Below are 12,429 nucleotides of genomic sequence, written 5' to 3' on the forward strand. Positions count from 1 at the left end.
CGTTTGTATTTTTACTCTAACAAGCTAAAACCAATGGAGAGGAAATTATGGCTGATAACATTAAGTCAAATAATGAAGCCACACTAGTAGTAGATGGTAAGGAATACCAACTTCCTATTATTCACGGTACTTTAGGTCGCCCAGTTGTCGATGTTGCTGCTTTACAAGAAGCCGGTTACTGGTCTTATGATCCAGGGTTTAAAGTCACAGCTCCTGTTGAATCAAAAATCACTTTTATTGACGGCGGCAAAGGTGAGTTACTACATCGTGGCTACCCTATTGATGAATTGGCGAACAACGCTGAGTATCTAGAAGTTGCTTATGCTCTTATTCATGGCGACCTACCTAATAAAGAACAAAAAGCAGACTTTTTTGGGAAAATTCGCAAGCATTCAGGTGTTCATGACCAGCTGCGTAAATTCTTTGAAGGCTTTCGCCGTGATGCTCACCCAATGGCAATCATGGTTGGGGTCGTGGGTGCGCTATCAGCGTTTTATCATGAAAGCTTGGATGTCAGTAACGAAGAACATCGTGAAATTACTGCTATTCGTCTGATTGCCAAAATGCCAGCGCTTGCTGCGATGAGTTATAAGTACTCGCAGGGCGAACCATTCATGTATCCACGCAATGACTTTAGCTATGCTGAAAACTTTTTATACATGATGTTTGCCACCCCTGGTGACGTTGACTATAAAGTAAACCCTGTTATTGCCGAAGCAATGGACAAGATCTTTACCTTACATGCTGATCACGAGCAAAACGCTTCAACGTCTACAGTACGCTTAGCAGGTTCTACTGGTGCTAACCCCTACGCTTGTATCGCTGCTGGTATCGCAGCGTTATGGGGCCCATCACATGGCGGCGCCAACGAAGCTGTCCTTGAGATGCTAGATGAGATCGGTACCGTTGAAAACGTACCTGCATTTATGGAAAAAGTAAAAAGCCGTGAAGTGAAGCTAATGGGCTTTGGTCACCGTGTCTATAAAAACTTCGACCCACGCGCTCAAGTACTTAAAAAAGCCTCTGATGAAGTATTAGAAGCTCTAGGTATCAATGATCCTAAGCTTGAATTGGCGATGGAACTTGAAAGAATTGCTCTAGAAGATCCGTTCTTCATCGAGCGTAACTTGTATCCAAACGTTGACTTCTACTCTGGCATTATTTTAAAAGCCATTGGTATTCCAACGTCAATGTTTACCGTGATTTTCTCATTGGCTCGTACTTCTGGTTGGATCAGCCATTGGTTAGAGATGCATAGTGCACCGTTCAAAATCGGTCGCCCACGTCAGTTATATACTGGCGAGACTAAGCGCGATTTTGTCAAAGTTGAAGATCGTAAGTAATCTCTAAGCGCTGCTATAAATAGTAGCGGTTACAGCCATAAAAAATCCCGCCATCGTGCGGGATTTTCTATGGTCATATAAATGATAAGGACAATTACTGAAACTCTTGCAAAGTTTGTTCGTATTTGGCGATTTGCTTATCGTAGTCTTCAATGGTCTCATTAAACTTTGTCATCAAACTTTCAAACTCTTGCTGCTGCGTTAGTTTCATTTGTTGCATATCTTGAGCTTGCTGAGCTTCTATTTGCTGCCATACTTGATGCTGGATAATCAAGCGCGCCAGTGCAGGGCTCTTTACATTGACGCGTTCAGCGATTTCTGCATGCTCAAACAACTGCGGCACTAAAGTGACGATATTAAGTAAGGTATCTGAGTTTTGCGCACTAAGTGCAGTAGCTGCTGGCTGATACAATGCTTGCATGGCTTGCTGATAACGTTCGATGATTTGTTCTTCTGTCAGTACTTCAGGCTTACGCGGCTCAAGACTGATACGCTTTAGTACCTCTAAATCACGCTCTCCTACTTCCGTACTAACGTTTATTTCATTTTCAACATCGTTATTAGATTCATCAATTGCTGTGTCAGAGGCAGTACTAGCAGTAGTGTTGGCACTAGCGTTAGTGTCGTTTTGAGCCGTTGTATTTTCTACTGGTTCAGACGCGCCATCGAGTAATGATGGGCTGATACTGTCGGATGCATCAGCAGCTTTTAGCGCCTCAAACTCTGCTTGCAAGCGTCGCTGCAACCCTTGCATTTGGGTAACATACAATGGCTGAAACTGCTCTATACGTGCTTTAGCAGAATCGCTTAATGGCGCAGGCTTGGTATTTTCAGTATCGGTTTGAGCGTTTGTTTGACTGTCGTCATCCGTTATGGTGGGTTCTGACTGCTGTTGACAGCCAGTCAGTAATAGCGCGCCTGCCAGCATTGCTGCTGCTATACTGGTTGGTTGCAACGAATCTACCCTAGCATTCTTATATTTGGTAGTTTTTTGACCAACTTTATCAACCGCTTTAGGCTTTGAATTCCAAGACTTAAATATCAAGGTACAGCTCCTTTGTTAAAAACAAATATAGCAGATACAACTTATTGTTTATTTCTATGTTGCTAATACTCATTGCCAAGACCATCATATTTTATAATAACCATTATAAGATCTGAGTGGTAGATTAAACTGTGAACGATTTATCGTCTTTAATAACTGGATCTATTGTCAAAAAAGGAATACAAGCTTGTAAATCTTGACAGTCTTTGCCCAGCTGACGACGGACAAAATAGTCCTGTACCATACGTGCTTGTTGTTCGATACCATATTTGAAGAAGGGTTTGCCAAGCTTTAAGTCGTACTTATAACGACGGTTTATAATAGCGCCGCGTACTACTTTTAAACCTTGTTGTAGCTGCCAGACGTGAGTCAGCTCATGAATAAGCCAGCTTTGTTTGCTGATGCTTGTATTACTAAAATCTGCTACCCAGTCCTCAGGGTGAAAGTATATATTTCCGTTGGGACTGACTGCATAATTTTTGAGTACCCACCATGCTGTCTTTAATTGGACTGAATCAAGGTCGATACTGTCACCAAAGACTGAACGCGCAAGCTTGACCTCTCCGCTGCTAAGTTTGCGAGATCGCTTGGCAAACCGACTTGATAAACGTCGCCTGCGACTCAATAACTGTTTTATGGAGTAGGTCATGATTATCTCCATGATTAAAATCTAGCATCTTTGGCCAATTAACCAATAGATGCATGTATAAGTCATACATAGAGCCTATGACTCTAAAATAAAAGCGTACACAACATAATCTATATGCTTTTATGACACAAGAACTATTAAAACCCGTTGCAAACTGTTATTTAACTGACTTTAAATAATGACAGTATTATAACTTGGCTGCTACTTATATGATGTAAAACGAGTATTACACAAACAGTAAATATGAGATAGCAAATGCTTGTCACTGTAGCGAATTTATAGGCAGTTACTTATAAAAATATAGAGAGTCTTATGGCCCTTAATTTTCATGCTGATACGCCACTTGCCCAGCGTATGCGTCCCGCCTCCCTTAATGCAATCATCGGTCAAGCACACTTGTTGGCAAAAGGCGCACCGCTACGGCGTTTGGTCGAGCAAAATCATCTGCCTTCGATTATATTGCATGGAGAGGCAGGTATAGGTAAGACGACGATTGCCATGCTACTAGCGGATACGGTTGGGCGTCCTTTTCACGCTCTCTCAGCGCTTAATACTGGCGTCAAGCAATTACGTGAAGTATTAGACAGCAAGGACTCCTTGAGTTTTGAGTCGCCAGTGGTGTTTATTGATGAGATTCATCGTTTTAATAAAGCTCAGCAAGATGCGTTGTTAGGCGCTGTCGAGTCTGGTGATATCACCTTAATTGGCGCAACGACAGAGAATCCATCATTTAGCGTCAATAATGCCCTACTTTCACGTTGCCAAGTATATCGCTTAGAACCACTTGATACAGAGCAAATCGCGACCGTACTAACACGTGCTATCAAAGAAGATACGGTATTAAAAAACCTAGCTATTGATTTGCAAGCCCAGGATTTTATTAGCCAATTAGCGCATGGCGATGCACGTAAAGCATTGAACTTGTTGGAGCTTGCGGTACAAACTGCTGACCCACAGCAGTCGCCTATTATTGTTAATGATAAGCTGGTCAGCCGTGTGGCGCAAACGGCGTTAGTACGCTACGACAAAGATGGCGAGCAGCATTATGATATTGTCTCAGCGATGATAAAATCCGTACGCGGCTCGGACCCTGATGCTGCGTTATACTGGATGGCGCGGATGCTAGTTGGCGGCGAGCCTGCTGACTTTATTGCCCGGCGTTTGGTCATTTTGGCCAGTGAGGATATTGGCAATGCCAATCCTAATGCGTTATTACTTGCTGATGCTGCGCTGCGTAGTGTGCAATCTATCGGCATGCCAGAAGCGCGCATTATCCTAGGACAGGTCGTGGTCTATCTGGCGACCAGTGCCAAAAGCAATAGTACCTACAATGCCATCAATGCGGCGATGGCGCTGGCAGAAAAAGACGCCTCTCCTGTACCGCTCCATCTACGTAATGGGGTGAGCAAACTTATGCGCGAACAAGGTTATGGTAAAGGTTATACTTATCCGCATAACTACTCCAATCATTACTATCCGCAGACTTACTTGCCTGATAATTTGGTGGGCACACGTTTTTATGAGTATGCAGACAATCAGCGTGAACAACACAGTAAGCAGTTTATGGATTGGCTTAAAAGCCAAGCACCAACGAGTAAGTAACGATAGTCACAGTTTTTGGCCTATCTGCTACAATAGGCAGATAAATCTTATCCCTCCACATATCTATAAATATTGAAGCATTGAGACATCTTATGAGTTTAAATACGATTCCTGAAATTATTGAAGACATCCGTGCTGGAAAAATGGTCATCTTGATGGATGATGAAGACCGCGAAAACGAAGGTGATATTATCATGGCGGCCACGCATGTCCGTCCTGAAGATGTTAACTTTATGATTACTCATGCCCGCGGCTTGGTATGCCTAACCTTGTCACAAGCGCGTTGTCAACAGCTTGCATTACCGCTTATGTCAGATCGTAACGAAGCAAAATTTAGTACCAACTTTACCGTTTCTATCGAAGCGGCGGAAGGCGTGACTACTGGTATTTCTGCAGCGGATCGTGCGCGTACTATTCAAGCAGCAGTGTCATCAGCGGCAAAGCCAGAAGACATCGTCCAGCCTGGACATATTTTCCCAATCATGGCACAAAATGGCGGCGTATTACACCGCGCTGGCCACACCGAAGCTGGCTGTGATTTGGCTCGCCTCGCAGGACTTGAACCTGCCGCCGTTATTGTAGAGATTATCAACGCTGATGGTACGATGGCACGCCGTGATGATCTTGAGGTATTTGCCAAAGAACATGATATAAAAATCGGCACCATCGCTGATCTTATCAACTATCGCATCGCTAATGAGCAGACGGTAGAAGAGATTGAGTCGCATCCATTTGAGACTGAATATGGTACGTTCACTCTGCATCGTTTTCGTGAATTTGGTGCTGATGAGACCCATCTGGCCTTAGTAAAAGGCGATGTTAGCGAAGGCGTCAGTACGGTACGTGTACATGGCTTTCACCCGCTACGTGATTTATTTGCCGCCAAAAATGACACTACAGGACGCGGCGGCTGGAGTGTCCAATCCGCTTTAGAAGAAATCAGTGCTTCAGAGCGTGGGGTGTTGGTTTGGATTGGCAGTCATCAACCTGTCGACTTAGGAGATGCACTAGACAAAGCATCTGAAAATCAATCGCTCTCAACCATCGCTCAGCAGCCTTATCGCAGTATCGGTGTTGGTGCACAGATTTTGCGCCATTTAGGTGTACGCGATATGCACCTCTTATCATCGCCGATGAAGTTCTATGCGTTATCAGGGTTTGAATTGAATGTTATCGATTTTATTCAAGCTCCCACGCAAGAACTAAATAAAGATGGTCAATAATATAGAGCTACTTTTGTAATAGTCTTTCACTGAGACTAGGATAAGCTTTTATAAACACCATCCTAAACAGGCACCCTAATAAAGTTTATTGGGGTGCTTTTTTTCTGGTTGTCTTATCAACTTATAAGTTAAAAAAAGCAAAGATTACAATTGAGGGGTGTGACCAACCTTTTTTTCGAGCGCTAATAAACGCGTGCGCTCCTCTTCCGTCCATGGCAGTTTGGTCTTGCCATCACTGTCCAATCGGACTATCACTGCTTCAGCAGTCGCGACTATGGTTTGTTGCGCGCCGCTATAATAACTATATTCTATTACGATACTGGTTGTGCCCAAACGTTGACAGCGTACCCCTAACAATAAAGTGTCCGGATAAAAAACTGGACGTAAATACTGACAGCTTGACTGAGCGAGTACAGTGACCATATTGCCATCAAACATCCCTAAAGTCTGCAAATAAGCAATGCGCGCTGACTCAGCATAACGATAAAACACCACGTTATTTAAATGATTGAAAGCATCCATCTCCCCCCAATGTATTGGCTGAGTATGTATGACTGGATAATGGGCCAGATCGACAGGATAGCTATCGTTTGGTATATCTGCTGTTAGGCGTGTAGAGTGATTAACGAGATCCATAATTTGCCTTAATTTTCGTTTACTATTTTTCGTTTACGGGATAGAAGTGCATCAAAGTATCAGTGTTTAAGAGCACTAGTGTTTAAGAACATTAGTGTCTAAAAGTAACAATGCTTAACAAGCTTGAACACTCTGACAGGCTGCTACTCAAAGCTTACTTACGCTCAGACTTGTCCAACATTTGACTAGTTAATAATGTCTGTGGCTTTGGCACGTCAGCGATGAGCCTATCAAGCCATATAATGGCTTCTGTAATGTCATCTGGCGACTGCTTCGTCGTTGGGGTCTGTTGATGTTCAATCGTTGACTTGTTATCTATCGATGAAGATGATGGTGACTTACTAAGAGCAGCTTTTTGTCTACGAGACGTATCTTTAACTAAAGTCTGTAACTGTGCCCGTGCTTGGTTTAAATAACCAGTCAGCTGGTTTTGCTCACGCATATTACCGGCTTGAATGGCCAAATTTAAAGTCATAATGACTTCATAACCAGTTAACTGTTGACCAGTAAGTGCTGCGCTGTTGTTCTGATTACTGTTACGCGCATAACTGCGCAAAAATTCCTGAATAGTTTGAATGGCGAGATTCTGTAGCTGCCAAGGATTAGGCTGCGAGCTTTGTGCTTGTAGACGCTCGATATCTTTGGACAAACTTTGTTTGATAACCATAGTTAGTGCTGGTGATATCTCATTATTATCTTGCGATAACTGCCACAGTAGACCCTGTAACAAATCAATTGAGCCTTTATAATTGTTATCTGCTATTAATTTATCGACTGCCTTGATTTGAATACGTAATAGATCAAGTTGATTTTGTGCTTGGCTGTTTGTTGTTGTACTCGGCTCTGGTAAAGTTTGCTGACTGATGGCAAACAGACGGTCATCTATCTCATTTAAACGACTGACCATATGCTCGTTACTTTGTAGACGTTCATTGATTTGATTTTGAAAACGCTGCTGAGCAATATATAGCCAAACCAAAGCGATAACCAATAATAGAATAAACAACCATTGCAACCGTAATAGCAACATACTTGCCTGCCGCCGCTGTTGATTTACCGACAAGTCATTTGCTGTAGACTTTTTAAACTTGGTTGACATAAAGCGGTACCGTTATCAATAGTTTTTATGGCATTTATAGTTTTAAGAACATTTCAAAACAAAGGAATAAGACAAGTTTACGGTTTTATTTTTATCAACCGGCCCTGCTTAATAGCAGCCAAAATAGTCGTAGGGGATAAGTCTTCTACTTGCCAGTAGTGCAACTGTTTTTCTGCCACTATATTGGCTAGGCGCGCGCCCAAAACCACATAGTTAAAATCTGTCAGGGTCGGTAATATGTTACTTTTCGAGGCCATAGCTGAATTCGACTGCGCTTGCTCAACAATATCTGTCCAATGCTCAAACGCTGTGCCACTACTGATGACGACAATAGGCTTGGGTGCTTGTGACTGTGAAAATCGCGGCGATTGACTGATATTTTGCTTGATGAACTGCTCAGCCCATTGTTGATAATTTGCCTGTGCATCAGTAGGCTGAATACGCTCGTACCATGCAATACTGTCAATATGTACACCGCGCGCCTTTAATGTATCGACCAGTAACCGTCGCCCTCCTAAACCGCGCCAGATCAGTAGTTTATTGCCAGCTTGCAAACGCTTAATCTCAGGCATGGCCAACATACCTTCATTATTGGCGACCATCGGCTGTAAGACTTGATAACTAAATGGCAATTTGGAATCTTGTAACACAGACGCTGTCGCCTCTCCTACTGCAATCAGATGACTTGGTGGCTGACTAGGGTAAAGTGTCCTTGATTCTGACAATAGAGCATCAGTAGACTTTTCTGTGGTCTTTTTAAGGGCTTGCCAGACTGCTAGTCCTGACGCTGCTGCAGTAGGACTGACGATAACGAGTGCGTCATAACTACCTGACAGCCAGTCTTGCATCAATCCAATATCTGCCTCACTTACTACTCTCGGCTTTAGTGTGAGCATTGGCATATCGACAACACTAAATCCTGCCTCTTTTAAATGCGTTGACAATGGTGCTGCACGTTCTAGCGGGCGGGTATTAATGATGACTGTTGGTGATGAATCGTGAGTTGATTCGGACAAAAATGCGTGTGACATAGGCCTACCACTGCTTAAAGTATCATGTAGTTAGCTACAGCCAACATAGATATTAAAAAGTAGATATTAAAAAATGACTGTTAAGATCTTTACAGCTATGCGCTACATACATCAACGGTATATAGCACAGCTTACTGTTATTTATAGCAATAACAGTATTTACCAGTATGTATTTATGACTCAGGATGATAAATCGCTGACAAGATAGCGCCTGCACCATCAGCGAGTAATTTTTTGGCAACATCGATACCTAACTGATTGGCCTGTGCTTCTTTTTCCGCTTGTGAGCCCGTCAATACGATGCATTTTTCAGCTTTCAGTAATTCACTACCATCTGCTTGTCCAACACGGCCGCGCAACCACAAATGGCTACCGTTATCATTGTTGTCATAAACCGTAGTAGCTTCTGTAGCCTCATCCGTTTGCAATACAGCATAAGCGGCAATTGGAACTTGGCAACCCCCTTCCAAATGACGATTTAGAGCACGCTCAGCGATGAGACGAATACGCGCCTTGTCGTCGTTTAGGGGAGCAAGTAGCTCTAATACGTTTGTATCATCTTGACGACATTCAATCGCTAATGCCCCTTGACCGACAGCTGGTAGACAAGTATCAATAGCCAATTCACCGCGAATGCGCTCATCAAGCTCAATGCGTTGTAGGCCACTGGTAGCCAAGATAATGGCATCATAATCGCCTGCATCAAGCTTACCTAACCGCGTGCCGACGTTACCGCGCAACGTTTTGATTTGTAAATCTGGACGATAGGCTTTGATCTGACATTGACGACGCAAACTTGCAGTACCGACAATCGCGCCTTGTGGTAGCTCGTCAATACTATCATAAGTATTGGAAACAAAGGCATCGGTTGGGGCTTCACGTTTGCAATAAACGCCCAAGGTAAGCCCTTCAGGTAACTGCATAGGAACATCTTTTAATGAATGTACCGCAATATCTGCCTGCCCATCGTATAGGGCTTGTTCTAACTCTTTGACAAATAAGCCTTTACCGCCTATTTTTGCCAGTGGTGTGTCTAAAATCTTGTCACCTTTAGTGACGATTTTTAGTAGATTAATAGTCAACTCTGGATAAAGCTTCAGCAATCGATCGCGTATATGCTCTGCTTGCCAGAGGGCAAGAGGGCTTTGGCGGGTAGCAATATTCAAGGTAGGTAAATCAGATAGCGGTGTGGTACTCATGATAAGCCTCAAAATTGTTAGTACTAGATTGTTGATACTAGGTCTGATGCGTCAGTAGGTCTGATGCTTGCAAGCCTTTAATAGGTAAGTATTTTTATCTGACGCAAAAAAAATACCCCTATTTAAGCATAAATAAGGGCATGAAGATATGACTGAGATATTTTGGTTGTTACTAACTATTTAGGACGTGCTCATTATAACGTAATGGGCCTTTAGCAATCGATAATGCATACATCCTAATCGTTTTATGATTAGCGCCAGCGATCACATACTTTGGATTTTTTCTCGTAGCGCTGGCAGATGTCGGCGGCTAACTGAGAGTGTCTCATCCAGCCCTTTGAAGCGTACTTGATATTGACCCGAATCTATTGTTTCTAAATAATCCAAAAATCCTAGATTAATGATCGCATTACGATGGACTCGAAAAAGTCGGCTTTCAAACTCTTGTTCAAGCTCTTTTAGCGTCTCATCGATGAGTACAGTTCCCTCTTTATGACGGACTTTGACATATTTTTGATCTGCCGTAAAATAATAGATATCTTTAAGCTTAATCAACTCAACGCCGCGATGCGTACGCGCTGCGATATGCTCGCGTACAGGACGAGCAGTGGGATCTTCAAGCTTACGAATCTCATTTAGCTGGGCGGCATTTAAGTTTTTTGCTTGACTCAAGGCTTCTATTAATTCGTCTTTATTGGCCGGCTTTAATAAATAGCCAATAGCATTTGCTTTAAATGCGGCGATGGCATAATGATCATAGGCAGTAACGAAAATGATAGCTGGCGGATGTTCAAGCTCATTTAACGCTTGTGCACAGCGTACTCCATCCATTTCTGGCATACGTATATCGAGCAATATTATATCAGGCTGCTGTACTTTCACTGCCGTTATGGCCTCAGCGCCTGTAGTTGCTTGGGCAACAACTTCATATCCTGTTTCTTGCACAATCCTAACCAAGCGCTCACGAGCAAGTGGTTCGTCATCACAAACTACAATCCGCATGTAGACTCCTCTCTTACAGCATAATAATTATACTATTAACTACTTTTAAGATTATATTTGTACAAACTCGTAGTAGCTCAGCATATAAAACGATTATTTAATGACTCTACAATTAATTAGTTAGAGACTGAGAACTGACCTTTATCATACTCTACTCAGGCGATAAAATTTGCATGATTTTTAGAGAGCGTTTGTCATTTATATGTTATTCGCACAGGCAAGGTGACATAGTGCTTACGCAGCCTTGAACCTAAAATTCTTCATTATCAGATAATTGACGAGTCAAAATATCTTTTACTGATTTAGTTTTCAAAGTCAGGTCATATAAGATAAAGAGCAATAAATATGCCATGTTTATACTAACGGTAGTAGTATTTAAATAAAAGGTAGAAAGGTGGTCGATTTATATCATGTAATAGAGACTGGTTCAGATATCTTTTTGCTTGGTCAGGCGCCCACTAAATACTCACATCATATAAAGGGTAGTTGATAACAGTCACTATTTGCTCGTTGGTGACATCACTTTGTATGTCAGCACTTTGATCAAAATAAGCACGAAGACGCTCAGCTTGAATATAAAAATTTACATGTCGACGTAGGTCGTGGACAATCATCAAGGTTTTACTGGGCAATTGGACAGTAACGGTAATAGTAACTCGGTGCTGGTGCCACTCTATTGTGATATCAATAAAGATCGTTTCAGTCGTCATTTCAACGACATTGAGCAGCATTTTTTCAAGCACACTTTGCAAAGTTAACGCCGTAATTACCATATCATACATGACGTCGTCGTCAGGAAGGTTCCAATTGACGACCAGCTTATCGCCCAAACGACTCGATTCGATGGCTAAATAGTGCTCGCAAAGTGCCACTTCTTCTTCAAAGCTAATCTCACGCGCACCGTCAAAAGTGGCACGAAATAGAGCTGATACATGTTGCAGAAGATCAGCGGCCTTTGGAGGGTTGGATTCAATAAGAGATACTAGACTGTTGACGGTATTGAAAAAAAAGTGCGGGGCAATACGGGCTTTTATTAAATCGTTTTGAGCAGTCAGTTTATGCTCAAATGACTGTTTTAGGGCAATCAGCTCACGATAACGTCTGATAAAGTACAACATAAACACCAAAGTGAAGCCAACCGTGATTACGATATTGAATAATACATTTAAAACAAACGCTTTGCGCTCATAAACTAACCAGCCTGTATTAATCTTGACCAGCATAACTAGAGTTGCAGACACAGCAGATGTAATCGCAAACAAGAGCAGTATTTTCATACTGACATTGATAGGATTGTCGCGTTTAAAGATGGGTCGTAGGTAATCTATAAGATATAAAGATGGGATAATACTCAAAGTATATTGAACAATTCTACTTAGGAATTTAACGAAAAACTGAGGCCAAGTGGCTAGATCATGACGGTCAATCGACGTCACAAATAACGCCCAAAAAAAGATGTAGAGCATCCATTGCCAAGGCTTCATCATCTCTATGAGCTTGGGCATAAAAAACTCTAAGCGCTCAGCTAGTAAGGCAACCTCATCCTTTGCTATACTTGAGCTCTTATTTTCCTGACTTGTCTTAGACCAATATGAACGCC

General features: G+C 42.4%; 11 protein-coding genes. 3 read left to right on the top strand and 8 right to left on the bottom strand.

Annotation, left to right across the window (positions count from 1 at the left end):
- Positions 1 to 47: 47 nt before the first annotated feature.
- The gene (gene gltA, locus ACTXGH_RS04925) at positions 48 to 1,343 is read left to right on the top strand and encodes a citrate synthase (RefSeq protein ID WP_439262449.1); all 1,296 of its coding nucleotides are present in this window, start codon (positions 48 to 50) and stop codon (positions 1,341 to 1,343) included.
- A 94-nt stretch (positions 1,344 to 1,437) separates the two neighbouring features.
- On the opposite strand, the gene ACTXGH_RS04930 is transcribed toward gltA, so the two are convergent.
- Positions 1,438 to 2,388, bottom strand: coding sequence for a hypothetical protein (locus ACTXGH_RS04930; RefSeq protein WP_439296105.1), 951 nt, complete (start codon positions 2,386 to 2,388; stop codon positions 1,438 to 1,440).
- A gap of 124 nt (positions 2,389 to 2,512) precedes the next feature.
- Positions 2,513 to 3,037 carry a type IV secretion protein Rhs gene (locus ACTXGH_RS04935; protein WP_439296106.1) on the bottom strand — a complete coding sequence of 175 codons (525 nt, stop codon included), beginning with the start codon at positions 3,035 to 3,037 and terminating at the stop codon, positions 2,513 to 2,515.
- A gap of 312 nt (positions 3,038 to 3,349) precedes the next feature.
- Between ACTXGH_RS04935 and ACTXGH_RS04940 the strand changes: the two genes are divergently transcribed.
- A complete protein-coding gene (locus ACTXGH_RS04940) occupies positions 3,350 to 4,639 on the top strand; it encodes a replication-associated recombination protein A (RefSeq protein WP_439296107.1) in 1,290 nt (429 codons plus the stop codon).
- A gap of 92 nt (positions 4,640 to 4,731) precedes the next feature.
- Positions 4,732 to 5,862 carry a bifunctional 3,4-dihydroxy-2-butanone-4-phosphate synthase/GTP cyclohydrolase II gene (gene ribBA, locus ACTXGH_RS04945; RefSeq protein WP_439296108.1) on the top strand — a complete coding sequence of 377 codons (1,131 nt, stop codon included), beginning with the start codon at positions 4,732 to 4,734 and terminating at the stop codon, positions 5,860 to 5,862.
- A gap of 144 nt (positions 5,863 to 6,006) precedes the next feature.
- Here the strand turns inward: ribBA and ACTXGH_RS04950 are convergent, their stop codons facing one another.
- The 6 genes from ACTXGH_RS04950 to ACTXGH_RS04975 all read right to left on the bottom strand — a co-directional run bounded on the left by ACTXGH_RS04950 (position 6,007) and on the right by ACTXGH_RS04975 (position 12,334).
- Positions 6,007 to 6,498 carry an acyl-CoA thioesterase gene (locus ACTXGH_RS04950; protein ID WP_439262458.1) on the bottom strand — a complete coding sequence of 164 codons (492 nt, stop codon included), beginning with the start codon at positions 6,496 to 6,498 and terminating at the stop codon, positions 6,007 to 6,009.
- A 154-nt stretch (positions 6,499 to 6,652) separates the two neighbouring features.
- Entirely contained in the window at positions 6,653 to 7,597 is a 945-nt protein-coding gene (locus tag ACTXGH_RS04955; protein WP_439296109.1) for a hypothetical protein, read from the bottom strand.
- 77 nt (positions 7,598 to 7,674) lie between these two features.
- Complete coding sequence (locus ACTXGH_RS04960) at positions 7,675 to 8,628, bottom strand: uroporphyrinogen-III synthase (RefSeq protein ID WP_439296110.1); 954 nt, start codon at positions 8,626 to 8,628, stop codon at positions 7,675 to 7,677.
- Positions 8,629 to 8,801: 173 nt separating this feature from the next.
- Positions 8,802 to 9,827: a hydroxymethylbilane synthase gene (gene hemC / locus ACTXGH_RS04965; protein WP_439296111.1), complete on the bottom strand. Its 1,026-nt coding sequence runs from the start codon at positions 9,825 to 9,827 to the stop codon at positions 8,802 to 8,804.
- A gap of 264 nt (positions 9,828 to 10,091) precedes the next feature.
- Positions 10,092 to 10,829, bottom strand: a complete 738-nt coding sequence (locus ACTXGH_RS04970) for a LytR/AlgR family response regulator transcription factor (RefSeq protein WP_299218690.1) — start codon at positions 10,827 to 10,829, stop codon at positions 10,092 to 10,094.
- Between the two features lie 458 nt (positions 10,830 to 11,287).
- Positions 11,288 to 12,334, bottom strand: a complete 1,047-nt coding sequence (locus ACTXGH_RS04975) for a sensor histidine kinase (protein ID WP_439296112.1) — start codon at positions 12,332 to 12,334, stop codon at positions 11,288 to 11,290.
- Positions 12,335 to 12,429 lie beyond the last annotated feature (95 nt).

Source organism: Psychrobacter sp. 1Y10 (genome assembly GCF_052259005.1).
In the GTDB taxonomy this organism is placed as follows: domain Bacteria; phylum Pseudomonadota; class Gammaproteobacteria; order Pseudomonadales; family Moraxellaceae; genus Psychrobacter; species Psychrobacter saeujeotis.

Excerpts from the sequence above, each read along its gene's own strand:
- gltA (WP_439262449.1), top strand. The coding sequence starts at position 48 with ATGGCTGATAACATTAAGTCAAATAATGAAGCCACACTAGTAGTAGAT.
- ACTXGH_RS04935 (WP_439296106.1), bottom strand. The coding sequence starts at position 3,037 with ATGACCTACTCCATAAAACAGTTATTGAGTCGCAGGCGACGTTTATCA.
- ACTXGH_RS04940 (WP_439296107.1), top strand. The coding sequence starts at position 3,350 with ATGGCCCTTAATTTTCATGCTGATACGCCACTTGCCCAGCGTATGCGT.
- ribBA (WP_439296108.1), top strand. The coding sequence starts at position 4,732 with ATGAGTTTAAATACGATTCCTGAAATTATTGAAGACATCCGTGCTGGA.
- ACTXGH_RS04950 (WP_439262458.1), bottom strand. The coding sequence starts at position 6,498 with ATGGATCTCGTTAATCACTCTACACGCCTAACAGCAGATATACCAAAC.
- ACTXGH_RS04955 (WP_439296109.1), bottom strand. The coding sequence starts at position 7,597 with ATGTCAACCAAGTTTAAAAAGTCTACAGCAAATGACTTGTCGGTAAAT.
- ACTXGH_RS04960 (WP_439296110.1), bottom strand. The coding sequence starts at position 8,628 with ATGTCACACGCATTTTTGTCCGAATCAACTCACGATTCATCACCAACA.
- hemC (WP_439296111.1), bottom strand. The coding sequence starts at position 9,827 with ATGAGTACCACACCGCTATCTGATTTACCTACCTTGAATATTGCTACC.
- ACTXGH_RS04970 (WP_299218690.1), bottom strand. The coding sequence starts at position 10,829 with ATGCGGATTGTAGTTTGTGATGACGAACCACTTGCTCGTGAGCGCTTG.
- ACTXGH_RS04975 (WP_439296112.1), bottom strand. The coding sequence starts at position 12,334 with ATGCCCAAGCTCATAGAGATGATGAAGCCTTGGCAATGGATGCTCTAC.